This window comes from Pseudonocardia sp. SID8383 (genome assembly GCF_009864975.1).
GTDB classification, from domain to species: domain Bacteria; phylum Actinomycetota; class Actinomycetes; order Mycobacteriales; family Pseudonocardiaceae; genus Pseudonocardia; species Pseudonocardia alni.
The window spans coordinates 33,268-58,455 of sequence record NZ_WWFY01000298.1; the positions used below are offsets into that span (position 1 = coordinate 33,268).

The 25,188-nt window shown below is 69.0% G+C and carries 21 protein-coding genes and 1 pseudogene; 18 read left to right on the top strand and 4 right to left on the bottom strand.

Annotated features, from left to right (window positions below; all coding sequences use genetic code 11):
* Positions 1-107: 107 nt before the first annotated feature.
* From GTW08_RS07155 to GTW08_RS07165, 3 genes are all read right to left on the bottom strand, one after another.
* Positions 108-812: an ANTAR domain-containing protein gene (locus GTW08_RS07155; RefSeq protein ID WP_073577557.1), complete on the bottom strand. Its 705-nt coding sequence runs from the start codon at positions 810-812 to the stop codon at positions 108-110.
* 467 nt (positions 813-1,279) lie between these two features.
* Positions 1,280-1,747: an NUDIX domain-containing protein gene (locus GTW08_RS07160; RefSeq protein WP_161151608.1), complete on the bottom strand. Its 468-nt coding sequence runs from the start codon at positions 1,745-1,747 to the stop codon at positions 1,280-1,282.
* Between the two features lie 79 nt (positions 1,748-1,826).
* A complete protein-coding gene (locus GTW08_RS07165) occupies positions 1,827-3,047 on the bottom strand; it encodes a helix-turn-helix domain-containing protein (protein WP_161151609.1) in 1,221 nt (406 codons plus the stop codon).
* Between the two features lie 35 nt (positions 3,048-3,082).
* On the opposite strand from GTW08_RS07165, the gene GTW08_RS07170 reads away from it, so the two are divergent.
* The 15 genes and pseudogenes from GTW08_RS07170 (at position 3,083) to GTW08_RS07240 (ending at position 21,550) form a co-directional block, all read left to right on the top strand.
* Positions 3,083-3,454 carry a helix-turn-helix domain-containing protein gene (locus GTW08_RS07170; protein ID WP_161151610.1) on the top strand — a complete coding sequence of 124 codons (372 nt, stop codon included), beginning with the start codon at positions 3,083-3,085 and terminating at the stop codon, positions 3,452-3,454.
* A complete protein-coding gene (locus GTW08_RS07175; protein WP_161151611.1) occupies positions 3,451-3,690 on the top strand; it encodes a hypothetical protein in 240 nt (79 codons plus the stop codon). The genes GTW08_RS07170 and GTW08_RS07175 overlap by 4 nt, the downstream gene beginning before the upstream one ends.
* Before the next feature lie 1,071 nt (positions 3,691-4,761).
* Positions 4,762-4,986 (top strand): annotated as a pseudogene (locus GTW08_RS31610) (WhiB family transcriptional regulator); the annotation flags it as partial.
* Positions 4,987-5,180: 194 nt separating this feature from the next.
* Complete coding sequence (locus GTW08_RS07185) at positions 5,181-5,696, top strand: hypothetical protein (protein ID WP_161151612.1); 516 nt, start codon at positions 5,181-5,183, stop codon at positions 5,694-5,696.
* A complete protein-coding gene (locus tag GTW08_RS07190; protein WP_161151613.1) occupies positions 5,696-7,597 on the top strand; it encodes a type IV secretory system conjugative DNA transfer family protein in 1,902 nt (633 codons plus the stop codon). The genes GTW08_RS07185 and GTW08_RS07190 overlap by 1 nt, the downstream gene beginning before the upstream one ends.
* Positions 7,594-8,499 (top strand): hypothetical protein, encoded by a 906-nt coding sequence (locus GTW08_RS07195; RefSeq protein ID WP_161151614.1) that lies wholly within the window; start codon positions 7,594-7,596, stop codon positions 8,497-8,499. Before GTW08_RS07190 ends, GTW08_RS07195 begins: the two co-directional genes overlap by 4 nt.
* The gene (locus GTW08_RS07200; protein WP_161151615.1) at positions 8,496-9,167 is read left to right on the top strand and encodes a hypothetical protein; all 672 of its coding nucleotides are present in this window, start codon (positions 8,496-8,498) and stop codon (positions 9,165-9,167) included. Before GTW08_RS07195 ends, GTW08_RS07200 begins: the two co-directional genes overlap by 4 nt.
* Positions 9,164-10,153 (top strand): hypothetical protein, encoded by a 990-nt coding sequence (locus GTW08_RS07205; RefSeq protein ID WP_161151616.1) that lies wholly within the window; start codon positions 9,164-9,166, stop codon positions 10,151-10,153. The genes GTW08_RS07200 and GTW08_RS07205 overlap by 4 nt, the downstream gene beginning before the upstream one ends.
* A complete protein-coding gene (locus GTW08_RS07210; protein WP_161151617.1) occupies positions 10,150-11,031 on the top strand; it encodes a hypothetical protein in 882 nt (293 codons plus the stop codon). The genes GTW08_RS07205 and GTW08_RS07210 overlap by 4 nt, the downstream gene beginning before the upstream one ends.
* Before the next feature lie 232 nt (positions 11,032-11,263).
* A complete protein-coding gene (gene mobF / locus GTW08_RS07215; RefSeq protein ID WP_346009871.1) occupies positions 11,264-15,583 on the top strand; it encodes a MobF family relaxase in 4,320 nt (1,439 codons plus the stop codon).
* Positions 15,584-15,971: 388 nt separating this feature from the next.
* Entirely contained in the window at positions 15,972-16,319 is a 348-nt protein-coding gene (locus tag GTW08_RS07220; RefSeq protein WP_161151619.1) for a hypothetical protein, read from the top strand.
* A gap of 184 nt (positions 16,320-16,503) precedes the next feature.
* Positions 16,504-17,295 carry a hypothetical protein gene (locus GTW08_RS07225; RefSeq protein ID WP_161151620.1) on the top strand — a complete coding sequence of 264 codons (792 nt, stop codon included), beginning with the start codon at positions 16,504-16,506 and terminating at the stop codon, positions 17,293-17,295.
* A complete protein-coding gene (locus GTW08_RS07230) occupies positions 17,288-18,490 on the top strand; it encodes a helix-turn-helix domain-containing protein (RefSeq protein WP_161151621.1) in 1,203 nt (400 codons plus the stop codon). The genes GTW08_RS07225 and GTW08_RS07230 overlap by 8 nt, the downstream gene beginning before the upstream one ends.
* A 373-nt stretch (positions 18,491-18,863) precedes the next feature.
* Positions 18,864-19,985: a HEPN-associated N-terminal domain-containing protein gene (locus GTW08_RS07235; protein WP_161151622.1), complete on the top strand. Its 1,122-nt coding sequence runs from the start codon at positions 18,864-18,866 to the stop codon at positions 19,983-19,985.
* A gap of 1,091 nt (positions 19,986-21,076) precedes the next feature.
* Positions 21,077-21,550, top strand: coding sequence for a hypothetical protein (locus GTW08_RS07240; protein WP_161151623.1), 474 nt, complete (start codon positions 21,077-21,079; stop codon positions 21,548-21,550).
* A 50-nt stretch (positions 21,551-21,600) separates the two neighbouring features.
* On the opposite strand, the gene GTW08_RS07245 is transcribed toward GTW08_RS07240, so the two are convergent.
* Positions 21,601-22,452 carry an ATP-binding cassette domain-containing protein gene (locus tag GTW08_RS07245; protein WP_161151624.1) on the bottom strand — a complete coding sequence of 284 codons (852 nt, stop codon included), beginning with the start codon at positions 22,450-22,452 and terminating at the stop codon, positions 21,601-21,603.
* 712 nt (positions 22,453-23,164) lie between these two features.
* On the opposite strand from GTW08_RS07245, the gene GTW08_RS07250 reads away from it, so the two are divergent.
* Genes GTW08_RS07250 through GTW08_RS07260 form a run of 3 tightly spaced genes read left to right on the top strand, consistent with a single transcriptional unit; the run spans position 23,165 to position 25,186 of the window.
* The gene (locus GTW08_RS07250; protein ID WP_161151625.1) at positions 23,165-23,467 is read left to right on the top strand and encodes a hypothetical protein; all 303 of its coding nucleotides are present in this window, start codon (positions 23,165-23,167) and stop codon (positions 23,465-23,467) included.
* Positions 23,464-24,312, top strand: coding sequence for an MlaE family ABC transporter permease (locus GTW08_RS07255; RefSeq protein ID WP_161151626.1), 849 nt, complete (start codon positions 23,464-23,466; stop codon positions 24,310-24,312). The genes GTW08_RS07250 and GTW08_RS07255 overlap by 4 nt, the downstream gene beginning before the upstream one ends.
* A gap of 13 nt (positions 24,313-24,325) precedes the next feature.
* Entirely contained in the window at positions 24,326-25,186 is an 861-nt protein-coding gene (locus GTW08_RS07260; RefSeq protein ID WP_161151627.1) for an ABC transporter permease, read from the top strand.
* Positions 25,187-25,188 lie beyond the last annotated feature (2 nt).

A 25,188-nucleotide genomic window follows, 5' to 3' on the forward strand; every position in this document is an offset into this window, starting at 1 on the left:
TGGATCCTGCTATACGTTGCGGTTCGCACAGATCTGATGTCACTCAATGGAGTGAAAACTGCCATGTGTCCCGTTGCGAATAGTGTGCCGACGCTGCTTGATGATCGTCATCTGTCGACGTGCAGAATGATCGCGGGATTGACGTCCCCGCGGACGATGGCCGCTGCCAGGTCGCGAAGTGGCTTCCCGCTGCGACGCGCATGGCTGCGCATGCAGGCGAACGCGGTGCCGACATCGACGGTGCCGTGGGCGGCGAGCATCCCCTTCGCCTGCTCGACGACGACCCGGCTCGCCAGGGCGGCCCGGAGCTGGCTCGACTCCAGCGCGATCCGTTCGGCCGCCGCGGCTCGAAGCAGCGAGACGGCCGCCGCCTCGACCAGCACCTCGGCCACACGCAGGTCCGCGTCTCCCGTCCCGGACCCGAGGATCAGCAGTGCACCGAGGGTGTCGTCCCCGTGGCGGATGGGCAGGGCCCAGGCAGCGCCGACCCCGGCGGCGATCGCCTTCGTGGCGAACACGAGCCACCGGGGCCGCTCGCGCCTCAGGTCCGGACAGAGGACGGGGCGACCTGTACGGGCGCACTCGCCGCCAGGTCCCTGGCCGAAGCCTGCGGACAAGGCTTCGAGGGGCTGGGCGGGGCCGGACCGCACGACGCCACGCACGGCCCCGTCCGACAGCAGTGCTGCTCCCGCCGGCAGCCCGGAGATGCGATGGACGGACTCCACGAGGTCGGTGAGAACAGGACCGGGATCGGCGTCGTTCATCGCGACAAGCCTGAGTACGGCGGCTCCGACGTCTGCTGAGTTGTCCATCGGACAGTGTTCGAAAGCTCACGCTGGTCCGGTTCTCGCTGCGCACTCGGAGACTGCTCGCCCAATCCCGGAGGGCGACCCCGCCTCGATGTCAGGCCCTGGCCAAGCCTGAGTCTTTCGCGGCGGTCCCGCGACCAGGCATGCCCGCCTGCGGCATGGGGCGTGGCAGAAGCCGACCTCGTGGTCGAGGAGGGACGTCCGCTGTGCAGTGGTCGGTCGATGCCGGCTGCTCGACCGCTGGTCGGTCGTCGTGAAGACCTGTCGGCATCGGTCGGAGGATCGTCGTTGTGCCTCTGACCTGCGTGCCCCCGGCAGGATTCGAACCTGCGGCACCCGCTTTAGGAGTCCTGGTGGAGGGCCGATCTGCCATGTCCTACCAGGGACTCTGCTGTCACCTGTGATTCCAGAGATAGCTCCACGGTGCTTGAGTTTCCCCGGTTCGCGCCACGAATGGCTCCACGTGCCGGCTATCGCCCGACGTGCGCCACGGTCTCGCCGTGCTCCAGATATCGCGGCCCCCCGTTCTGCGCGGTGGAGCGCAGCCGGCGGACGAGCCGGGGGATGACGAAGGACTCCAGGCCGTCGAGAGCGACCCACTGCCAGCGATCAAGCTCGTCGTCGGCCAGCCGGATGCGCTCGGCATCGTCACCGAGCTGGCCGCAGTCGAAGATGAACAGGAGCTTGTCGCCCTCCTTGTCGCTCGGCGCCCAGTCGACGGAGAGCAGTGCACGCGGCTCCCGGTCGAGGTTCAGCTCCTCGGCGATCTCGCGTCGACATGCAGCGGCGGGTGACTCGCCGCGCTCTACGTAGCCACCGGGGATGTCCCAGGTGTCCTTGTACGTGGGGTGGACGAGCAGGATCCGGCCGGTCTCGTCGAAGAAGAGCGCACCTGCGGCGACGCGGGGGGTGGCGAACGTTTCGCTCGGGTCGGACACGCCGCGAGCGTACGGCCGGGGCAACGAGGATGCTGCCGGCCGGGGGCTGCAGGAGCCTGCGGCGCAGACGTCGGGCCGATCAGACGAGTCGGAGTCGCCCGGCGAGGTCGTCGAGCGCGGGGTCACGGTGCGCGCGGTTGCTCTTCACCCAGCTGAGGACGAGCTGACGGCTCAGGGCGTGGTGCCGGATCTGCTCGGGTGCGATCCGCTCCGCTTGCAGCAGAACCGCCAGTGCCTCGTCCCGGCGGTTCCGGGCTGCGTAGGCCCGGGCCGTCTCGATGGCATGGCGGACCTGTCGCTCGGCCGGAAGGCCCGAGACGTCGATCGACGGAGCGAGGTCGACGGCCACCTGAACGTCGCCGAGCTCCAGCGCGGTCGTCATGCGGTGGAGCGACACGTTGGTCGGACCGAACGCTGTCCACATCGCGTTGGTGTCGTGGCCGACCCGGTGAGCGCTGTCTTCCGCTTCGCGGAGGAACGCGGTCACCGAGGCTCGGTCGTCGGCGCGCGCTGCAGCGACCGCTCCGGTCAGGAACAACGTGCCGTAGACGGAGAGGAAGGACTCGTCGGTTCGACTGCTCAGGTGCGTTTCGAGCACCCCGGCAGCGGTGCGGACGAGGTCGACTCCTGCGGCGAACCGTCCGGTCGAGTGCAGCGCGTAGGCCACGGACCGGAACAACGAACCCAGAACGACGGGGCTCCCGGACTCCTGCGCCGCGGCGAGGCCGCGCTCGGACGCGATCCACGCGAGGTCCGTCTCTCCGAGCTTCGTGAGGACGGAGACCGCCACCTGATAGGTGAGCGCCAACAGTGCCAGGGCCCGGCTGCGGTCCACCGGCTCGGCGTTCCTCACGGCGCTGAGGGCGTCTGTGAGCACGAGCGGGGTACGACCAGTGACGTAGCCGTAGCGGCTTGCCTGGTAGGCGTCGAAGATCGCTGAGACGTCCGACTCCAGTGAACCCAGGTCGACCGCCTCGCCGGCGACGGCGGGAGTGGCGAGTAGCGGCGTGATCTGCCGGTAGTCCATGAGGGCTGCACGGAGTGCCGGGACCGTCTGGACCCCGCTGTCCTCTGTCCACTCCAGCAGGGTCGGTTCGCCGACCAGGTCGCCGATCGCGACATCGAGAGCCTCTGCGAGCCGGCGGATCACCGAGAGTCGGTCAAGGTCGATCCGGCCGTTCTCGACCTTGCTGAGCCAGTCCTCGGTCCGGCCGATGAGGCCGGCGAGCACGAGCTGCGACAGCCCACGGCGACGACGGTAGAAGCCGATCCGCTCGCCGATGGTCATCGCCGTCGTCATTCCTCGCATGGCACCAGCCTCGCTGACCGTCCCAGATGTACCCCGGAATTTCCTTCCGGGTCCTTCGTCAGAACCGGACTCAGGCTATCTCCACCGACCGACAGTGGTCAGTAGTTCGAGAGGAGAAGCTCGTGAACAGTCCGTCTGCCAGGGAAGGGTCCGGTGCCGCATCGGCAGCTGGCCCGACCTTCTACAGCGTCCCGGACGCTGCGAAGTTGATCGGCACTTCATCGGTCACGCTGTACCGCGCAATTCGCGATGGTGAATTTCCTGCTTTGCGGGTCCGGGGCCGGCTCATCGTTCCGGCTCGGGTTCTCGAGGAGATGGTCAGCGCTGCCGTCGCTCAACAGACAGTCGTCGATGTAGCGACGTGGGTCCCGGCAGCACGTGGGAGCGCGGGCCGATGAGCAGTGTCGGGGTGCTGATCCTCTTCATGCTGCTCGGCGCGTTCATCTGTGCGAAGGCACGCGTGGCGATGGGCGCGGTGGCGTTCTCACTGATCGCGTTGGTGTTGTTCGTCAGCACACCGGTCGGTTCGGGTCTGCCGGCCGCGATCGGGACGTTCGTGGCGGCGTTCGATCGAGCGGCTACGCCCGCGTTGAACGGGACCGGCCGGGCGGAGTCCGCGGGGACCGGGTCGTGACCGCCGCCGACCGTGACTACAGGGGAACCGTTGCCCTCAGGGCCGGGCGGGCCGTGAGCTCGGGTGGTCCCGCCTGCGGCGGGTGGAGGGCCGTCCGGCCCGAGTTTGGCCCGGCCTCACTCCCCATCAAGGGCGCTCCGCTGGCGCTTCGCGTCGCTGCGCGACCGGCCTGCGGCCGGCCCTTGACGGCGAGCCTCGGAGGCCGTGCGCGCTGCGCGCAAGGCGGCGGGGCGAGCGCCCGCCACCGGTGGGCCGGACCCGGCCGCCCCTCCTCTTCTCCGACCGTGGAGTTCAGCGTGACTGCATTCGCCGTACCCGAGTCGCCCGTGATGGAGCTGGGCGACGCCGTAGTGGACGTGACCGACCTGATGTGCCCGGGGTGTGCAGGGCCGGTGGTGGATGCGCCGCCGTCGGGGTGGCCGGCGCGGGCGGGGAGGTCCCCCGAGTTCTCGCACCCGGACGGCTCGGTGCTGTGCCCGGACGAGTACGGACGGATGCCGGGGCCGGTCGAGGTTCGTGGGAGGACGTCGTGAGCGCCAGGCCCGCGGCGGAGTGGGCGGTGCCCGAACGGGTCGCACAGCCCGACGACCTGGACGCACGGCTGCTGCGCCTGGCTGGGCGGACGGACCTGTTGCAGGTGGTGGTTGATCACGACGCCCCGACGAGTGGCCGGTGCCCAGGGTGCGACTGGCCGGTGGTGGTGCGGCGGCGCGACTGCCCGTCGCGACTGATTGCTCTGTGCCTCCTGGAGAACAAGCCACTCCCGGTGCGGCTGGCACATCTGGTCGACGCCGTCCCCGGAGCGCGCAGGGCTCGCGAGGCCGCGGCTGAACGGGACACGGAGCGGGCGGAGCTGGATGCCCTGCCTGGGCTGTTCGAAGCCCCGGCGCGGTCCCCGGAACGAGGAGGCGGAGCGCAGTGAACGACGCAGCAGGTGAGACGAGCAGGCAAGAGATGGGGCGGCCCGGCGACGGGTTCTTGGCGGAAGCACACCGCCGGGCCGTTCTCACCGACCTTCAGGAGGTAGGAGAGATGTTCACCGTAGTCCGGGTGCCTGTTGCGGGCGAGGGGGTGGACTGGCGAGCCGGTGCGGCGTGCCGGGGCACCGATCCAGAGCTCTTCTTTCCGACAGCGGTCGACGGGCCCGCGCTGGAGCGGGAAGAGCAGGTTGCGCTTGGCGTGTGCGCGAGGTGCCCGGTGCTGGCGCAGTGCCGGGAGTGGGCGATCGCCGGCCAGGCGCACGGTGTCGCGGCTGGGCTTACCGAGTCCGAGCGGATCGAGCTGCGACGTTCGGCGCTACCGGTCCGCCGACCGGTGACGAAGGGAGCAGTGCGGGGGTCGTGGCAGCGCGCCGACGGCCGGTCCGCCCTGGCCGCCGGTCGTGACCGCGGACGAATCGCAGTCGAGTGCGGGGTGTCACGCCGGACGGTGGACCGCTGGGCCGTCGACCTGACCACCACCAGCCCGACCATCGCGCCGGGTGGGGGTGCGTGATGGGTGTGATCGGGGAGCCGACCGATGCCGAGCGTCGGGTGTGGCAGGCCCGGGACATGATCCGGGCGTTGGCGATGCAGTGGTTCGGGCAGGGGGAGTCCCATCGGTTCACCGTGACAACAATGCGGACCGGACTGGTCCTGTCGGATCCGCTCGACATGCTGCGGGCGACGGTGCTGGTCCGGCGGGTCGCATCCGCACAGGAGCGTGCCTACGCCTGCGACGCGCGCGGCGCGGGTTGGTCGTGGGCCGAGGTCGCGGGCGTGCTCGGGTTCGCCGAGTGGGACGAGCCGGAGGTACTGGCGTTCGAGCACGTCGCCGAGCGCGGCGGCCGGCCCGGTGTGCGGCGGGAGTCAGTGTCGTGGCGGTGCACCAGCTGCGAGCAGCGGGTCACCGACACCGGCCCCTTCGGCTCGCACCCGACCGACGTCGAGTCCGGTCACGCCGAGGCGTGTGCCCGTCACCGGGCCGAGATCGCGGCGTGGGTCGAGCGGACGGGTTGGGGCCAGTGATGGGCATCCTGTTCAGCTCCACCAGCATCGTGCTGGCCGTCTTCGTCGGTGCTGCGCTGCTGGCGTTCTCGCGCGGGGCCCGCGGTCCTGCTGTCGTGCTCGCCGCGGTCGCGCTGCTCCCGGCGGGGACGATCGTGACCGCCCTGTCCTGGCCCGCTCTGGTCGCGATGTTCGGGCTGGCCGTCGTCCTCGTCTGGCATCGGAGGAGCCGTTCCTCGGCGACGGTGTCGCGCTGGGCGTCTCGCTCACGGCGCAAGGTGGGCGTCGCGTCCAGCTTGGACATCGTGTGCCACGCCGGAACGCTCGCGGTCCGGCGCCGGACCGGAACCGTGCGCCCGTCTCTGGCCGAGCTGCCCCGGATCCAGCGGTGGCGGCTTGTCACGACCGAGGCGGCAGTCGAGCTGTGCCGCACCGGGGCGCTGCGGGTGTGGGCGCTGGTCGAGGACGTGGTGATCGTCGTCGGCGGACCCCGCACCGGGAAGACCGGATGGCTGGCCGGGCGGGTCCTCGACGCCCCGGGTGCTGCCCTGGTGACCTCGACCCGGATGGACCTGCTGGACCTGTGTGGGCCGTTGCGTGCGGCTCGGGGGCCGGTGGCGGTGTTCAACCCCGCCGGGCTCGGCGATCGGTCCTCGACGATCAGGTTCGACCCGCTGACCGGCTGTGCCGATCCGGTGACTGCGACCGAGCGGGCCACGGACATGCTCGCCGCGGTCGCGTCTGGTGCGGGTGGGGATCGGGAGTTCTGGGACGGCCAAGCCCGCCGCGTCCTGGCCGCGTTGCTGCACGCGGCGGCGTTGGGCGGCAAGCGTATGACCGATGTTCTGGGGTGGGTCGCGGATCCGGATACGGCGGGGCGTGAGGTGCCGGCGTTGTTGCGGCGGTCGGGGGTGACGGCGTTCGAGCAGGACGCGATGCAATTCCTGACCACCAACGAGCGCACCCGATCGTCGATCACCTCGAGCGTGATGCCCGCCCTCGGCTGGCTCACCCACCCCGCCGCTGCTGCGGCGGCTGAGGCGGGGGAGGGCTTCGACGTCGCCCGTCTGCTGACCGAGCGGGCCACGGTGTTCCTGCTGGGCGCGGAGGAGGCCCAGACCGCGCCGTTGGTGTGTGCGCTGACCGGGCACATCGCCCGCGAGGCCCGCCGTCTCGCGGCCGGCCAGCCGAAGGGGCGGCTGGATCCGCCGCTCGGGTTGTTTCTCGACGAGGCCGCGTTGATCTCGCCGGTGCCGTTGGAGTCGTGGACGGCGGATATGGGTGGTCGCGGGGTGACGATCGTGTGTGCGTTCCAGTCCCGTGCGCAGTTGTTGGCGCGGTGGGGTGAGCACAAGGCGGCGACGATCCTGAACAACACCGCCGCGGTGATGATCTTCGGTGGGACGCGGGACAAATCCGATCTGGAGTTCTGGTCCACCCTGGCCGGTGAACGCGACGAGAAGGTCGCCACCACCGACGAGCACGGCCGGGTCGCCTCGCGGTCGGTGCGAAAGGTGCCGGTGCTGGCGCCGGCGCAGATCGCGAACCTGCCCGCCGGGCGGGTCGTGGTGATCCGGCGCGGGATCTCGCCGGTGATCGGCCGGGCCCGGATGGCGTGGCGCCGTCGCGATGTCCGCCGCCGCGCCCGCCTGCTGGCGCGGGTCGAGGCCGAGTCCCGCCGGCATCACCGCCGGGAGGCGGTCCGGACCTGGGGCGATCTGCGGTGGGAGCGGGTCCTGGCGGTGCTGGCGGGGCGGTGGCCTTGCCGGTTCGGGGAGGCCGCGGCGCGGGTGCGGTCGTCGAACGCGATGTTCGCCGAGCTGCGCGCCATCCGCAGCACCGACCACCCCGAGGACCGGCCCGCGCTGATCGAGCCCGTCGACGCTCCGCACGAGGGTGACGAACAGGAGCCGCAGCGATGAGCACCGCGGACTACGAGCTTCTGACCCCCGGCGAGGCCGTGGACCGGCTCGCGACCGACCTGCCCGGCGGCCGGGCGGACGCCGAGCAGGTCATCGCCTCCTACCTGCAGGACGCCACCGGCAACTACGGCCGACCATCCGAAGGCTGGCGACTGGATGAGTTCGACCTCGACGACGCCCAAACCCGGTTCGGGTGGGTCGACTTCGCCGGCGGGGAGACCGTCGCCCGAGCGCGGGCTCGCGCCGAGGGGGTGGCGGTGGCCGCGGTGCGGGAGGCCGCCGGAACCTCGGCGATCACCGACCGCGAGCGCCTGGAGGGGCTGCATTCGGATGCGGAGATGTGGGGCTACCGCGCCCACCCGGTGGCAGGCGACGAGCTCACCGCCACCGCCGGATGCGAGCCGCAGCCGCGCTTGGTGATCGTCGCCCGGGACGGGCGGGAACGCTCGCACCGCGAAGCCACCGCCGCCCACGACGCCCGCGTCCGCGCCGCAGAAGCCGCCGCGCTGAGCCAACACCAGGAGCACAGCCAGGACGACCACGCCGACGACACCGACCAATCCGATCGCGATGACGAGGAGGACCGAGTGAGCGCCCCGGACCATGACCGCGACGACGCGACGGCCGAGGTCGAGACCGACGAGCGCGGAGATCGCGAGCGGGTCCTCGACGAGGGCCCGGGCGCGTTCGCGGGCGGGCTGTGGTTCACCCGGGACGAGCACGCCGAGGGCGAGGTGCGGCCGTTGACCGAGGCCGAGATACGCCACTTCTCCCACCTGGTCCAGCAGTCCCAGGCCGACGCCGTCGCAGGAGAGCTCGACCAGGAACCGACCTGTGGGCGACCGCCAGCCGGAACCACTGACGCTGATGCCGGAGCCGACGCGGCGAGGTGGGAGCAGTGAGCGGGCCCTCCCACCCGGCCCACCCCGACCCGGGCCCGGCCGAGGCCGGCGGGGCCCTGGCCGGGTTGGCGCGGGAGGTCGAGGTGCTGCGCCGGCAGGTCGCCGAGCTGGAGCCGCTTCCGGGGCAGGTGGGGGAGCTGGGCCGGCTGGTCGGGCAGCTGTCTGAGGCCCTGGCCGCGGTGACCGCGCGGCGCCGGGTCCCGGCGGCGCCGTCGTGGCTGATGGCCCCGACAGATACCGGTGAGATCGCCGCGCTGCTCGAGGAGCTGTGCGTGTGGGTGGAGTCGGTGTTCCTGCGCTACCCGGACGGGGCGAAGGTGCTGGCCGAGTGCTGGCTGTGGCATCCCGACGTCGTCGAGGAACTGCTCTGGCTGATGTATGCCTGGTGCGCTGCCTACCAGGGTCCGGCCGCCTCGGTCGGGGCGGCGGGGGACTGGCACGACCGCCAGCGCCCCGGTGTCGTGGCCCGGCTACGCAAGTCGGTCGGGTCCTGCTCGATCGAGACCCACCAGACCCGCCCAGGTTGGAACACCCCACCCGGCACCCCGGTCACGGCCCCCGGCGTCGAACACACCGAGCTGATCACCCGCTGGTGGGCCGAATCCCGCGACAGCGCCCCACCCGAGCCCACCACACCCGCCGGGCCGGTCGGGGGTGATCGGTCATGACCAGGCAGGGCTACTGGACCCGGTCGCGGGCAGCGGCGGCCGCGATACGGGAGGTCAAGCGCGCCTACGACATCGACACCCAGCAGATGCGGGCTCGGGCCGAGGCGTACCTGGACGGCGATGAAGAGTACCGGGAGCTGGTCGATCAGCGGCGAGGAGATACCGACGTCGCAGACGAGCGCGCAGACCGGTCGTTCGCGCTGGTCGACCAGGCCAGGGCCGACCTGCTCGATGCGCTCCGGGGCCGACCGGTGGACAGCGCCTGGCTGATCGAGCAGGCCCGCGAGGTGGCCGAGACCGCCACCACGGCCTACAGCCTCTACCCGGACAGCGACAAGGTCGACGACCGCACTTGCCCGGTGCCCGAACAGACCCGGGAGTTCCCCGAGGACAGTGCCGCGGAGGCCGCCGCCGAGGAGCCCCTCATCGAGCGCACCGACGATGCGGACACCGCTGGTGTGGTCGACGCCCGAGCCACCGAGGCTGCGGGCGAAGCGGGGCCGGTGGTCGCGAGCTGGCCGCCGTGGCAGGACGCCCAGCGACTACGTGACCCGGACCTCGACGGACTTGCCGAGGTGCTGAAGGAGATCACCGCTGCTGAACGGGAGCGGTGGGAGGCCGCGTTCGACGAGGCCGATGAACTGGACTGGATCGTCGCCGGCGTCGATGACGAGCGGGACCGCCAGCAGTGGCAGACCGAGACTGACGGCCAGCCCGATGAACTCGACGACTCACCCATTGACGACGACCCTCCCGACCTGCGCCCGAGCGACGAGGCCGATCCATCCCGGCCAGACGCCGCCGGCGACGGCGGTGACGAGGGCGGGGCCGGTGGTCTGGTGCCGGATCCCCTCGAGCAAGCGCGCCAGGCGCTGGCCGCAGTCCGGCTGGACCTGCTCGACGACGCTGACGAGACCGCCCGTGGCTCGTGCGAGGACACGTGGCGAGGCACGGGGACCGACGACGGACAGGACGATCAGCGGTGAGCGCCCACCCCACAGCGGCCTCCACGCGCGGGGCGCGGTCGCGGGTGGCGCTGTGGCTGCCCGGCCTGGCGGTGGCGATCGGTGCGGCGGTGGCGACCGCGCACGGCCTGTTCGAGGTCGCCGTCGCCGCCCGGGTCCCGGTCGGGGTCGCGTGGATCTACCCGCTGATCACCGACGGCCTGGCCCTGGTCGCCTACGGCGCCACCGCGCGCCTGCGCGGCTCGGGTGCCCGCTACGCCTGGGCGGTCGTGATCGTCTCCGCCGGGCTGTCCGGGCTCGCCCAGGCGGTCTATCTCGCCTCCGACACCGTCACCACCGGCGGAGCGCTGGAAGTGAGCCCCGCCCTGCGGTTCGGGGTCGGGGCCTGGCCCGCGATCGCCGCCGCCGTCGTGGCGCACCTGCTCTACCTCCTCGCCGCCGACCACCCCGCCGACACCGACGAACGGCCAGCCGCGGAGCGCAACGAGGAGAACAAATCCTCCCGGCCACGTGTGCCGGCGACCATCACCGTCCCACGGGACAACGGGACACCCCCGTCCCACCCGGACCCTGTCGAACCCGCGTCGGGCGTCCCGCCCGCGCTGGACGGGCCGGTGATCCCGGCGCCGCCGCGGCCGGTGTCCCAGCCCGCGCAGCGCCCGGCGTCCCGTCCCGGGGACGGGGCGGGTGCGGGCGCGCGGGAGCGCGCCCGCAGCACCGCCCAGCGCCATTGCGACACCCATGGAGCTCTGCCCACGGTGCGCGAGCTCCAGGACCTCGCTGAGGTCGGCCGGGGCACCGCCGCCCGAGCCCTCCAACAGCTCCGCGACCACCCACCGCAGACCGCCGGCGGCCTGCACCTGGTCCCCGACGAGCCCCACGACAGGACCCAGCCATGACCACTTCCACCCGACAGAGCCACCCGAGCACGCGCGCACCCGACGCGACCAAGCACAGCACCGGAACCGAGCGCGACTACACCGAACAGACCAAGAGCAGATCAAGATCAAAGCGAGCACACCGATGCATCACGATCCGAAGGGGCGGGCCGGCCTCCGGCCGGCCACGCGGCACCCCACGCGCTGTCGATCGTGACCGGGCCCGTTTCAAGATCGTTTCGGGGTGGTCGGGGTGCTGAGCGTCGCTTCGGGCTACAGCCCTGAGTACTTGTTGAAGGAGGTCGCGGCCGGGCGGGAGAACTACTACACCGGCGCGGTCGCCGAGGGCGAGCCGCCGGGCCGCTGGTGGGGCGCCGGCGCGAACAAGCTGGGGCTCACCGGACTGGTCGATGCCCAGGACATGCGCGCGGTCTACGAGCGGTTCCTCGACCCGCGGGACGAGGGGTTCGGTGACCGGTCCCGGTGGGACGAGGTCGGGACACTGGGACACGCGGGACGCAAGTACCTGTCCGAGGACGACCTTTACACCGCGGCGTTGGAACGCGAACCGGACGCGGCGGCGGAACGCCGCGCGGAACTGTGGACCGAGGCGGGGAGGGCGGCCCGGCACAACGTGGCGTTCCTGGACGCGACGTTCTCCGTGCAGAAGTCGGTGACGCTGCTGCACACCGCGTTCGAGGCCCGCGAGGTCGCCGCCCGCAACGCCGGCGACGAACAGACGGCGGCGGCGTGGGGTGAGTTCCGTCAGGCGGTCGAGGACGCGATCTGGGCCGGTAACAACGCTGCCCTGGCCTACCTGCAGGACAAGGCGGGCTACTCGAGGATCGGGCACCATGGCGGCGCGGCCGGGCGGTGGGTGGACTCGCACGCCTTCGTCGTGGCGTCGTTCTTCCAGCACGACTCCCGGGATCGGGACCCGCAGCTGCACATCCACAACACGATCCTCAACCGCGTCGAGGGCCCCGACGGGGCGTGGCGCACCCTGGACGGGCGCAGCCTGTTCCGGTGGCGGCCCGCGGCCGCGGCGGTGGCCGAGCGCACGACCGAGGAGCGGATCACCCACGCGCTGGGGATGGGGCTGGCGACCCGCCCGGACGGCAAGTCCCGCGAGGTCGTCGGCATCGCCGAGGAGGCCCTCGCCCTGTTCTCCTCCCGTCGTCGCGCGGTCACGGTCAAGACCGCGGAGCTGTTCGAGCTCTTCGAGGCCCGCTACGGCCGTGCCCCGAACTCCGCCGAGCGCGACCGGATCTCGCGGCAGGCCACGTTCGCCACGAGGGCGTCGAAATCCCACGACGGTGAGACCCGCGAGGAATTCCTCGACCGGATCAACAACCGGATGCGCGCCGACATCGACGGCGGTCTGGCCGCGGTCGCCGACGCCGCGCTGGCCGCCCGCCGCGACGGCGTCACCCCACAGGCTTTCAACCCCCACGCGGTGATCGAGCTGGCGCTGGCCGATGTCGCGTCACGCAAGGCGGGGTGGACCCGCGCGGACCTGACCCGTGCCATCAACGCCGCCCTGCCCGACTACCTCGGCGTCGCCGACGGCGCCGACGTCGGGGAGCTGCTCGACCAGCTCACCGACGAGGCCCTGCAGTACGCGGTCGCGATCGACGCCGAACGTCCCGGCGAGGACCTGCTGCCGCCCGAGCTGCGTCTCGACAACGGCGAGTCCGCGATGCGCGCGCCGGGCGGGCGGATCTACTCCACCCCCGACCAGGTCCGCTCCGAGCGGATCCTGCTGGCCGCGACCGGTTCTCGCGACGGCGCCGCGCTCACCGAGTCGGCCGCGGCCGAGTTCCTGTCCCGCCTCGACGGCGATGGGGTGCGTCTCGGTGCCGATCAGGCCGCCGCGGTGCGCGGCATCCTCACCTCTGGCGCCCGGGTCGAGACCCTCATCGGGCCGGCCGGGACGGGGAAGTCGTTCGTCGTCGGCACCCTGGCCCGCGCTTGGACCGACCCCGACTCGGGCAGGAGGGCGTTCGGGCTGGCGACCAGCCAGGTCGCCACCGACGTCCTGACCGGCGAGGGGTTGACCGCGCGGAATGGGACCCAGTGGCTCGCGACCCAGGACCGGCTCGCAGACGCGGTGTCGGAGCGCCGGACCGTCGACGGGGGCGAGGCGTGGCGGCTGCGCGACGGCGATCTCGTCGTCGTCGACGAGTCCGCGATGACCGACACCGCCGCGCTCGCCGCGATCCACGACCACGTGCACGCGGCGGGGGCGAAGTTGCTGCTGGTCGGGGACCACAAGCAGCTCGCCGCTGTCGGCGCCGGCGGCGGGATGGACATGCTCGCCGCGGCCGGGTCGCGTTACGAGCTGACCGACGCCCGCCGCTTCACCGGCGGGTGGGAGCGCGCCGCGTCGCTGCGCCTGCGGGCGGGGGACGAGACGGTGCTGCGCGAGTACCACCAGCAGGGTCGGCTGATCGACGGCGGGACCCGCGACGACGCCGAGACCTCGGCCGCGCGGGCGTGGCTGGCCGACACCCTCGACGGGCGCCGGTCGCTGCTGCTGGTCGACACCAACGACCAGGCAGCGCGCCTGTCCGCGCAGCTGCGCAACGACCTGGTCCGGCTTGGACACGTCGCCGAGCAGGGTGTCCCGCTCGGAATGCAGGGCACCTTCGCTGGGGTCGGGGACCTGGTCCAGGCGCGCAGCAACGGCTGGAACCTCATCGGTGTCGAGGGCAACCGGCGCGGCCCGATCAACCGGGAGACCTACCGCGTAACCGCCGTCCGCGACGACGGCGCACTCGAAGTCACCACCGACCCCGCCAGCAGCACCGGCGCCGGGGAGCGGCTGGTGCTGCCCGCCGACTACGTCGACGCCCACCTGGCCCTCGGTTACGCCACCACCGTCCACGCAGCCCAGGGCGCCACCGTGGACACCACCCACACCGTGGCCACCCAGACCACCACCCCCGCCGCGCTCTACGTGGGCATGTCCCGCGGCCGGCAGGCGAACACCGCGCACGTCGCCACCCGGACCGGCCCCGACGACCCTGCCCGCGGCACCACCACCGAGCACAGCCTGCACCGCGACCCCGTCGCCGTCCTCGCGGCGATCTTCGACACCAGCGAGCAGGCCGTGACCCGCTCCTCACTCACTCTCGCTGCCGACTCCGTCGCCGAAGCCGGCAGCGCCCGCACCGCCGCTGACCTGCTCGCCGACGCCGCCCAGCTCGCCGCGACCGAACGCACCCGCGACGCCCTCGACCGCCTCGTCGACACTGGAGCGCTCACTGTTGAGCAGCGCACCCGCATCGCGGCCGAGGACGGCACGGGCGCCCTGACGCGGATCCTGCGCCGCGCCGAACTCGCCGGTCACGACCCCGACACCGTGCTGACCGACGCCGTCGAACGGGGCCCGCTCACCGGCGCACGGAACGTGTCCAACGTCGTCTACTCCCGCATCCGCGACGCCCACCGGTTCGACCCGACCGGCAAATCCTGGGCCGACTGGACCCCGCGCACCGACGACAAGGAGTGGGACACCTACCTCGCTGCGCTCGCCGAGGCCGCTGACGACCGCGCCCGCACGCTCGGCGCCGAGCAGGCCGACGAACCCCAGCCGTGGGCCATCGCCGCGTTCGGCGAGGCCCCCGCCGACGCACCTGCCCGAGCCGCGTGGGCCGACGCCGTCGGGAGGGTCGCAGCCTACCGGGAGGCGCGCGGGCACGACGACCCCGACGACGCCCTCGGCCCGGCCCCGCAGCCCGGGCAGGTCGAGCAGTTCGCCGCCTACCGCGCCGCGTGGCGCGACCTCGGACGCCCCGAGATCGACCGCGAACACCTGGAGCTGTCCAACGGCCAGCTCCGGATGCGCGTGCGTGCCTACGAGCGTGAGCTCGCCGCCGCGCCCCGCTACGTCGCCAACGAGCTCGCCGGCACCCGCCAGACCGCGACCCGCCACCAGCAGGACGCCGCCCTGCGCCGCGCCGAAGCCGACACCGCGACCGACCCGGCCCAACGACAACGCCTCACCGACGAAGCCACCCAAGCCACTGCCCTGGCCGCGGTCCTGGAACAGCGCGCGGCCGAGCTTGCCGAGGTCGACCAGGCCCGCAGCCGGTGGCTCGCCCACACCGCCGAGACCCGCGCCCAGGCCGAGCTGTCCAAAGCCGAGCTGTCCGCCCGCGACGCCGACGACGACCCCGACGACCGGGTCACCGCCGCCGAATGGAAGACCGCCCACGACACCGCCGTCGCCGAGGACGACCAGCACCGCCCGATCACCGAAGACGACATCACCGACCACCTGAACTACGACCGCCCGGACGATCCGGTCGCCGCCGAGACAGGCCGAGAGGACGTGCGCGAGGTGCCACCGATCCAGACCGGGGAGGACATCGTGCGGGTCCCGGAAGCCGAACAGACCGAACAGTCGGTCCAGCACGCCCGCCGGGTCCTCGACGAGATCGCCTACCGCGACTCCACCGACGAGCCCGACAACGACGAACGAGCCGCCCAGCTCACCCGCTGGCACACCGACGACACCGCCGCCGCCGACCACGCCGACGACTCCTGGGAGGACGACGCGATGTCCTGACCGGCACCACATCGCACGGAGGCCGGCCCGAACGGGCCGGCCTCCTTCGCAGTACGGACGAGGATGTCGGTGCCCGCTGTCATCCTTGAGTCGGCCAGGTCCACGTCCGCCGGCGTCGGGGAGCGCACATGACAACGAACGAGACCACGACGAACCCGATCCGTACGACCGGTCCTCGCCAGATATCAGGTCCGGCACGTCGGGCTGGTCGATTGTGGACCGAGCGTTCCACGCGCACCCGGCACCTGGATCTACTGATACTCACCGACGCCGGGGTGACGCTCGGCCGTACCGAGGTCCCGCCCCAGCGCTCCCTGACTGCTCACCGCAATCTCGAACGGGTCCGTGAAACCGGCCAAAATTCCTCCGGCCAGCCGGTGTGGCGACCGTGAGCGCCAACATCTTCCTACTCGACGGCTGGGACGACACGAGTGTGTGGGGGCTTGACGACGACTACTACTACGCCCAGCTCACCCCGAACGACGTCGACGACGCGAACGGTCCGCAGGTCTGGATCACCCCACCGAGGTACCTCATCGGCAGCGCGAACGAGCTGATGCGCACTATCGCCGCAGTCCTCGACCTCCCGGCCGACCTGGTCGATCAGGCCATGGCTCGAGGCCTGGCGATATCCCGCGGCGAGCCCGTCGTTTCGGTCCCGATCTCCGGCGCGACGTCGTCCCTGCGAGTTCAACACGACGGATCTGGCGAGCGGGACGTACTGCGCCTTGAGTAGCAGCCGACCGCTCTCGGCTACCAACGGATCGGTGGGACCCGCTGTCCCCGGAGGACCTTCTAGGGGGGAGACGTCATCCCGATGGGCAGATGCTGTAGAAAAATTAAGCTCAGGTGGTACCCTCAGCTCGGTAAAGTAAGCCGCGCCCGACATGGAGCGGGGCTGGCAGTAGCTCGGAGGTCAGATGGTTCAGCAGGCCCCGCCGTCGGACTGGGCTGTTGCCCAGTTTGGTGACTCTGCATCCGACGTGGCACGCCACGTCGTGGTGGGTTTGATCCGGGGACAGCGCTCTGCTCGAGTCGTGCAGGAGGTGGCTTCTAACGAAGGAGCCGGCGACAAGCGGGCATACGGCAGCATGTGGGCGGCGCGCTACAAGATCGTGGTCGATCAGTTCGAGCTGGCCGATCTCCCGAGTTACCAAGTGATCAGGCCGAAGGGAGCCTCGTACAGTCTCGCGGTAGTCAGTGGGCGGGTGTTGATCCCCTTCCGCCACGCGACTTCGCTCAAGGTTCCGATCTCACGGGCTAAGCTCGACGCAAAAGTTCCTCGCGCGGTATCGCGTGAGAACGGAGTGGCGCCAGCGCTGTCGCTGTTCGAGGTAGAAGGTGCGGAGACAGATCTCACTGTGGCCGAGGCAGCTGCGGCCGCTCACCGCCAGAACCTCACTGTCGTCTACGTCGGTTACGTTTCCAACGCCGACAGCGATGACATTTTGGCCGCCTGGTGGGGCACCCCCATGTCGCTTGAAGTCGACGGCACAATGAATTGGAATCCGGAACCGATCGACGTGGCCGTCGCGGCAACCGAGGCTGCGAAACCAGGCGGTCCCCAGGTCGTGGGTGGGGGCGTGTCCGGGGCGGGCTTCACACAAGGTGAGCTGCCGCCTCTGACAGTTACCGCGCGTACGGCGACGGTGGAGCTGCCGTCGGCTGAACTCGAAGAGCGGGACGACGTGGCGGAAGCCGGCGATGAGTGACGACTCGCAGCGGTCGCTCTTCGCTGCATCGTCCGATCGACGTCGTCGGCAGCGGGGGGCCGGCGGGCAGCTGAGCCCACTCGAAGTACACGAGGCGTTCGACCCTGTCAGGCTTGCTCAGGCCCGTAATCTTGCTGGTCTCACTAAGCGGCGGCTCGCAGACGAGCTTGGTGTGAGTCCGGCGGCGGTCAGCCAGTACGAGATGGGCACAAATCGTCCTCGTGCTGACCTCCTCCCAGCGCTCGCTGAGATCCTAGACGTACCGCTTGCATTTTTTCTGTCCGGCCGCCCTCACGCGAGGCTCGACTCCTCAGCCGCACATTTCCGAAGTCTCCGATCGACGCGTGCGTATCAGCGAGCCAAGGCTATCGCTCTGACCGAGATGGTATGGGAGCTGGCTTATGCACTGGAGAAGCGTGTACAGCTGCCACCGGTAGACTTGCCAGGCTTTACTGGTGGAGAAGTCCATCCTGGTCTAGAATTGCCCGCCGAGCCGGTAGCCGCCGCCCGGGCTCTGAGGAGCTCGTGGGGGCTAGGCAAGGGGCCAATAACACATCTTATTCGGCGGCTCGAAGCACAGGGAATTGTTGTGCAAACGCCACACCGGGACGAGGACATGTGGGCAGTTGATGCGTTCTCCACATCGAGGCTCCCGCGGCCGGTGATCGTTCTGACGCCGAATCGAACGAATGATATCTACAGACATCGATTTAGTGCGGCCCACGAGTTAGGTCATCTGCTTCTTCACGGGGAGGCTGCGGCTGGGGATATCAATCAGGAGCGGGAGGCCGACACCTTCGCGGCTGAGTTCTTGACTCCTCGCGATGCGATAATTGCCGAACTCCCAGAACGAGTCGACTTTCATAGACTTGCTGAAGTGCGTAGCACCTGGGGGGTGTCGATCCATTCGCTGCTTTACCGATCCCGGGAGCTCGGTCTGCTGTCCGACTCCTCCGCGAGCCGTGCCTATCAGCGTCTGCACAGCCTGAAAGGGCAACCTGGATTTGCCCCTGAGTCCCCAGCCGGTTATCTTGGCGAGCTTCCGGCGCTTCTGTCGAAGGCATTCAGTCTCGCCTGTGAGAACGGTATGACGATCGGGGGGCTGGCGCGGGAACTCGCGTGGACTGTGCCACAGCTGAGGCAGATGCTAGGGGTAGATGAGAGTCGACCGACCCTAGAATTGCTCGCCAACTAGATTTGCGGTCTGTAGCTGTGAGGAGGACGGACTCTGCGGAAGATAGCGAGCGGATTCTGGACACGGCATTAGGGATCAGCTTGCGCCGTCTCCAAAGAGCAGTCGTCGCAGGTGTCGGAATCCGGACTTGATGAGTACGGTTGGAGTAGTCCAGCCTCCTTGTATTGTCCCCACCGCGATCAGCTCCTGGGTGAGCAGCATGGAGGTGTCGGTCTGCGTGGCATGCCTGAACTGGACTGCTTGCCGGAGTATCCTTTGAGCCGCGTGAGGCGAGAATCAGGAAAGTATGGGACCGGGATGGTGGCCGAGGTTGACGGGCGTATGCACTAGCTGTGTGAACGATCGCGCCTTGATGTGAAATGTAGAGGAGGCATTGTCCGAAGCCGAGTGCGGATATTGCGGTAGAGTTGCAGATGATGGCGAGCTAGTAGCTGCATCTATTGATGTATTGGCGGCAGCCATAAGCGATGGCCTGTCTATTGAGTACGAAGACCCAATAATTCAAGTTGGCTATGATAGCCGTGAAGGCGGCTACCTTATGCCGTACCAAGACACATTCGATCTGCTTCATGAGCATGACGTTTCTGATTCGGGCAAACTGATAAGCGATCTGACAAATGTAATCGAGACCCAGCTCTGGTGCCAGAAGGACCCTTATCGTCCGAGTCCTCACCAGGCACTCAGCTGGGGATGGCAAGCATTTCGCAGGCACGTCATGTACAGAAAGCGATTTACGTTCTTACTCCCTGACGCGCAGTCACAAGAGCAGCGTGACTACGGCGAGATTCCGCCCGAAGATATGCTGCTTGCCCTCGCGCGAGCGATCGACGCCACCGACCTTGTTAAGCCACTTCCGGCTGGCACCTGCCTCATTCGTGCTCGGGTGCACTCGGTCAGCGAGAACCCGAGAACGGCGCTAGAGCTGGGAGCGCCACCTCGGGAGCGTGCGAAAGCAAACAGGATGACGCCGGCAGGGATTAGTGGATTCTATGCAGCGATGACTGAGGAATGTGCCCTTGCGGAGGTTCGCGGCTACGCGGTGCCTGCCAGTGCTATTGCGCTGGGCACATTCATTACGGCGCGAGAGGTATCGATTCTGGATCTAGCAAGCCTGCCTGCGCTGCCATCTCTCTTCGATGAAGAGATGCGGCATCTTCGGGGAGCAATCAGCTTCTTACGCGATTTCTCTAGCGACGTCGCCCGGGTCGCACGGCCGGATGATATGGAGCACCTAGATTATGTGCCTACTCAAGTTGTCGCTGAGTACCTACACGAGAGATTCGCACTGGAGTCCGAGGGGAGATCGCCAATCGAAGGCATCGTCTGGGCGTCGAGCAGGGTCGACGAGCAACGGTCGCTAGTTCTTTTCGTCGGACCGGATGCTTGTGTCGACGAGCGTGATGGGTGGGCGGCGGATGCGGCTTCGTTGGTTGCGCTGCGAAGCGGATCTGTTCGGTCATTCGTCGCTGTTGAGTCGCCAATGGACGGGCAATGAGAATCGACTGGGGTACGTTCCCTGACTGGTTGGCCGGGTCTGGGGCGATCCTGGCTGTCGTTTTCGCTGGAATAGCCGCCCGGGCGGCGTGGGTTGCAAATCAGGTTCAGCTGAAGCAGCTTCGGCGGCTTGAGCGTGCGGATGAGCTGCATCGCGCCAACGAAGACCGGGAGCAGGCGAGCCGGGTTGCGGTCTGGATTCGCATGGTTGAATCGGGCACGCCCGGTGTCGTATGCTTTAATGGCAGCGGATTGCCGGTCTACACGCTACGGATTTCGCCAGTTTAGCAGGCGAGAATTTGTTGAATGCAGAAGTCAGGTATGCCGTGAAGGGTCCTGACTCGTCGCCAAAGCTTCTAGGCTACGCGACAGAGCGGCTCCGTGAGGCTTTTATGGATGCTCTATCTGACCGAGAAAATGGGAATCTCTTGTGGTCCCAGCTATATGAATCGGGCGATTTATCGCTCACGGTGAGATTTATCGACAGCAGGGGGAGGGCTTGGTGTCGTTCCGCTGATGGGGAGCTAAGCGAGATCTCGGATGATCGATGAGTCCGCTTGCCGGAGCAGCGTCCGTCTCGCTGGTGTCTCAGATGCGCTACCGCTGGTTCGTAGCTTTACGGACTGGCTCGTTACCTCCCGGCGGCGTGTGGACAGGCACGCGGAATGGAGCCTTCTCGAGTGCGATGTCACCTCTCACGATCATGCTTACGGTATGAGCGGTCTGGTGGATCCGGTAGAGCAGCACCGGGTAGCTCGAATCGAGATGGCGTGAGGCTTCAGATCCAATCTCGCAAATTTCTTAGTGGGACCGGAGTCGGGCCGAGCGACTCACATACGGGCTGCACACCATGGGATCGGCGCCTGCGCAACCGGGAGGTCAGTGCGCGATGTGACCGTCAGAGGCAGGTCGGCATGCCGTAGGTCGTCGGTTCGACCCCCGAATGGATGAGGCCAGCGTGGTAGTACCGAGGAATCTGACCGGCGACGAACTGCGCGACGGAGCTCAACTGTCCTTCGTAGCGGAGTTCCGTCTGGTTTTCCGTCTACCGCGACGACGCGTCATGCGTTCGCGTGTCCCTAGTCTGCCCGGATGGCTCGGGAGAATGACGACCTCGCCCACCAACAGACCTCGCGGTACGCCAATCGCCCCAAACAGAAGACACCCTGGCAGATACCGGTTTCGGTCGGCTCCTGGGTGCTCTACGCCCTGCTGCTGCTCCTCAGCGCGGTCGGCTACCGGTCGGAGGAGTCCCCGGATGACGCCACCGTGTCGCAGATCCAGAGCCAGCTCGGTGACTCCGCCGTCGCCCAGCACGAGTCGACAGGCATCCCGGCACTGGTCTTCGTCCTGCTTGCCGGGACGCTGCTGGTGGGGGCACTCGCGGTCGTGGGGCGTCAGGCGAAGCTGATCATCCCGCTCGTCGCCCTGGGAGCGCTCGGAGTCGTGCTGCTGGCGTCGAACGGGGAGTGGACCACCGTGCCGGCCATCGTCCTCCTGATCGTCGGCTCGTCGCTGCTCCTCTTCGGCCGAGCCCACGCCTGGCTCGCCGGTACGAGCCGATAGACAGCGCCGGTCGGCGGGAGCTGCACCCTCCCGTCGGCCGGCGCCCCGTGTCATCTCGTCATCAACAGGAAGACGCAGAACGAGGTGACGAAGGCGATCGCGAGCAGCGCGACGATCACCTGCTGAGGCTCCAGCTGGATCATGCGGCCGCCCTCGCGTCGTTCCAGCTCGGCCAGCGTCGAATCCGTGTCGGGTGGCCCCAGGAAGTCGGACGTCCGGAACCGGTGCTCGAAGGTCTCGGAGTCGGTGATCCCGTTCAGCAGCTCGGCGGGAGTACCGGAAGCGACGATGTGTCCGTTGCAGAGGATCGCGACGGTGTCGCCCAGCTCGCGGGCCAGATCGATGTCGTGCGTCGTGATCAGGACCGTCGCGCCGATGCGCTCGTGCTGCTCGCGCACCGCGCCGACGACAGCAGACGCGTGAGCTGAGTCCAGTCCGACCTCGAGCTCGTCGAGCACGAGAAGCGGGGCCTCGACTGCCAGGGTGCGGGCGATAGCGAGTCTCTTGCGGCCGTGCGCAGCGAGCTCGGACGGCATCGCCGATGCCCGGTCGTGCAGGCGCATCTCGCGGAGCCGGTAGCGGGTGATGCGACCGACGCTATCGTCGTCCATTCCACGGCTCTGCAGTGCGAACGCGATGTTGTCGTACACACTCAACGAACCGAACAGCCCGGCCTCGAACACGGATGGCCCGCCGAAGAGCACACTCAAATCCTGCCGGATGCTCCGGAGTCCGGCCTCGTCCGCAGTCCAGACGTCACGGCCGTCGACGGTGACAGCTCCTCGTCCCGGCTGCGTCAGGCCGGCCAGGTGCCGTACGAGTGTGGTCTTGCCGGCTCCGGACGGGCCCATCACGACGGTGACCTGCCCCGGTTCGAGGCGGAGCCCCAGCCGGTAGAGCACGGGGGACTCGTCGAGCATCGTCGTGATGTCCGTGAACTCCACGGCAGGGCCGGGCGACTCCGTTGTCCGGGAGCGGCCTTGTTCCGGCTGCTTCCACATCATGTCAGTGGAACAGGTGCGAGCCGGAGGGCAAGTCGCTCGATCGGGTGGCTTCCGGTGCAGGTTGAGCCGGGTACATGACCATTGCGTTGCCCGTTCGCGCCGTCGAGCGATGGTGACCGCGGACACGATCGCGGTGCGTCGAGGACGTCGTCGCATCCGGACGAATGTCCGCCTCCGTTTGGTCTGCCGATGCGGACCTCACGGCCGCTCCCGGCTGGGACTCTTCCTGCATCCGGGAACCCCGGATGCGTTCTGATCGGGTCCCGCCGCCGTGACACCGACGCTGGCAGGCCCCCGACAGCCACACGCTCGACCAGCAAGACCGTCGAGCAGCACGCGGACATGCAGACGGATTTCCCCGCCGTCTGTGGAGATCACAGCCCCCGACGTGATCTCCGTGTCCCCGCGTCCGGAGCCCGGGCTCCGGACGTGTGACCCGTGCCCCGCGGGGGCCCGTCAGCTTGGAGTGTCAGTGATGTCAACACGTGCGGTCAGCACGCGGCGGAGCTCCCCACCGCCGCGCGGGGCCGGCCAGGTAGCCGCTGGGAGTGCAGGCTCGCCGTCTGTCCTCCGGGCCGGTTCGGCCGGCTTCACCGTCTTCGTCCTCGGGATGCTGGCCACGCCGGTCGTCGGGATGTTCGTCCCGGCCATCGCCTCCGCGTGGCCGTGGGCCGTCTCCGTCGGAGCCTTCGCCCTCGCCGGCCTGCGTGCGCGACCCGTGGGCCCGGCACACCGGGCAGGTGCGGCCGCCGCGCTGGTCACGCAGGCCCTCGGGCTCCCGCTGCTGCTCCTCTTCCCGATCGTCCCGGTCCGGTGGACGGACCTGATCGGTCTCGCTGTGTCCGCCGTACTCGTCGGCGCCATCTCGGGCGTCGTCGCTCGGAAAACGTCGACGACGGGGAGCAACTCATGACGACGACCACCGAAGGAACGCCCAGCACCGCGGTCGGGAGGAAGCCCGGGCTCGGCGGCAAGTACCTGGACGGCATCACGAAGCCGCTGGTCACGGCTGGCGAGATCATCACCTACATGGGCCACGTGCTCTGGAGTGCGATCAGCAAGCCCGTCGGCTACTGGGCTGACACGCGGGACCAGATGTACGACACGCTCCGGCTCTGCTGGATCCCGGTGGTCGTGTCCTGCGTGGCATTCGGATTCGGTGCCCCCGGTCTGCAGGGCGGCAACATCTACCTGCTGTTCGGCATCCCCGACCGGCTCGGGTCCTTCTTCCTCATGGCATCGGTCCGTGAGTTCGCGCCCTGGATCAACGCCATGATCGTGGCCGGCGTGATGGGGACGGCCATGACCGCCGACCTCGGGGCCCGGCGCATCCGTGAAGAGATCGATGCGATGGAGGTCCTCGGCGTCGATCCGATCCGGACACTCATCATCCCGCGTGTCATCGCGGTGACCGTCATGACGGCGCTGCTCGACATCCTGGCGCTGCTCTGCGGCGTGATCGGCGGCTTCATCGCCTCGGTGTATCTCGGGGCGAACCCGGCCGCGTACGTGAGCAACTTCTTCGCCAACGCGACCACGCCCGACATCTGGGGCAGCGTCCTCAAGTCCGTCTTCTTCGGTCTGATCATCGGAATCGTCTGCAGCTTCATGGGTCTGCGCGCGAAGGGCGGTCCCGCCGGCGTGGGCAAGGCGGTGAACGTGTCCGTCGTGACCGCGTTCGCCTGCATCTGGGTCTTCAACTACGTCTACACGGCGCTGCTTCTCGGGCTGAACCCCGAGATGCAGGTCTTCAAGTAAAGAGGCGGAGCTCATGAGCGTCGACGTTTCCAAGAAGCCGGCCGATGACGAGCCGGACAGCCGTGACTCCGTCGAGGTGTCCCCGCGGGTCGCGGTCGACAAGTTCCGCGAGAGCGTGTCGACCTTCGGGCTGATCGCGAAGTTCTCGACCCGGACGATCAGGAACTTCCCCGATCTCCGGCACTACGTCGGTGAGGTGTTCCACCAGGCAGGTGTGTTGATCCTGTCGAGCGGGCTCATCGTCTGGTTCATGCAGTTCATGGTCGGGACGATGTGCGCGACCGAGGCCAGCTACACCCTGAAGCAGGTCGGTGCGCCGCTGTACTCGGCGATCTTCACCGACTACTGCGGCCTGCGGGAGATGTCGCCGTACATGTGGGCGTACATCTTCGCTGCCAAGGTCGGATGCGGCCTCGTCGCGGAGATCGGGTCCATGCGGATCGCCGACGAGATCGACGCCATGGAGGTCATGGGGGTCAAGTCTCTCAGCTACCTGGTCGGCACCCGGATCCTGGCGGCCTGGCTGGCCATGCCCTTCCTCTTCATCGTCGGGCTCGGAATGAGCTACATCGCCATGTACCTCGTCGTGGTGATGCAGCTCGGCGAGGTCTCGTCCGGTGGTTACCTCTACATCTTCTGGCTCTACCAGAACCCGCTCGACATCATCTACGCCACGTTGAAGGTCATCGCGATGGGCACGTGCGTGATCTTCGTCGGGTGCTATTACGGATACAACGCTTCGGGCGGTCCTGTCGGCGTCGGTCAGGCGACAGCCAAATCGATGATGGTGAACATGGTGCTCGTGCACATCATCAGCACGCTCGGGACTCAGCTGTTCTGGGGGCTCGCCCCGAATGCCCCCATTGCCAACTAGCG

Excerpts from the sequence above, each read along its gene's own strand:
- GTW08_RS07240 (WP_161151623.1), top strand. The coding sequence starts at position 21,077 with ATGGCTCGGGAGAATGACGACCTCGCCCACCAACAGACCTCGCGGTAC.
- GTW08_RS07195 (WP_161151614.1), top strand. The coding sequence starts at position 7,594 with ATGAGCACCGCGGACTACGAGCTTCTGACCCCCGGCGAGGCCGTGGAC.
- GTW08_RS07155 (WP_073577557.1), bottom strand. The coding sequence starts at position 812 with ATGGACAACTCAGCAGACGTCGGAGCCGCCGTACTCAGGCTTGTCGCG.
- GTW08_RS07255 (WP_161151626.1), top strand. The coding sequence starts at position 23,464 with ATGACGACGACCACCGAAGGAACGCCCAGCACCGCGGTCGGGAGGAAG.
- GTW08_RS07205 (WP_161151616.1), top strand. The coding sequence starts at position 9,164 with ATGACCAGGCAGGGCTACTGGACCCGGTCGCGGGCAGCGGCGGCCGCG.
- GTW08_RS07170 (WP_161151610.1), top strand. The coding sequence starts at position 3,083 with ATGTACCCCGGAATTTCCTTCCGGGTCCTTCGTCAGAACCGGACTCAG.
- GTW08_RS07260 (WP_161151627.1), top strand. The coding sequence starts at position 24,326 with ATGAGCGTCGACGTTTCCAAGAAGCCGGCCGATGACGAGCCGGACAGC.
- GTW08_RS07175 (WP_161151611.1), top strand. The coding sequence starts at position 3,451 with ATGAGCAGTGTCGGGGTGCTGATCCTCTTCATGCTGCTCGGCGCGTTC.
- GTW08_RS07165 (WP_161151609.1), bottom strand. The coding sequence starts at position 3,047 with ATGACGACGGCGATGACCATCGGCGAGCGGATCGGCTTCTACCGTCGT.
- GTW08_RS07225 (WP_161151620.1), top strand. The coding sequence starts at position 16,504 with ATGGTTCAGCAGGCCCCGCCGTCGGACTGGGCTGTTGCCCAGTTTGGT.
- GTW08_RS07190 (WP_161151613.1), top strand. The coding sequence starts at position 5,696 with ATGGGCATCCTGTTCAGCTCCACCAGCATCGTGCTGGCCGTCTTCGTC.
- GTW08_RS07230 (WP_161151621.1), top strand. The coding sequence starts at position 17,288 with ATGAGTGACGACTCGCAGCGGTCGCTCTTCGCTGCATCGTCCGATCGA.
- GTW08_RS07250 (WP_161151625.1), top strand. The coding sequence starts at position 23,165 with ATGCTGGCCACGCCGGTCGTCGGGATGTTCGTCCCGGCCATCGCCTCC.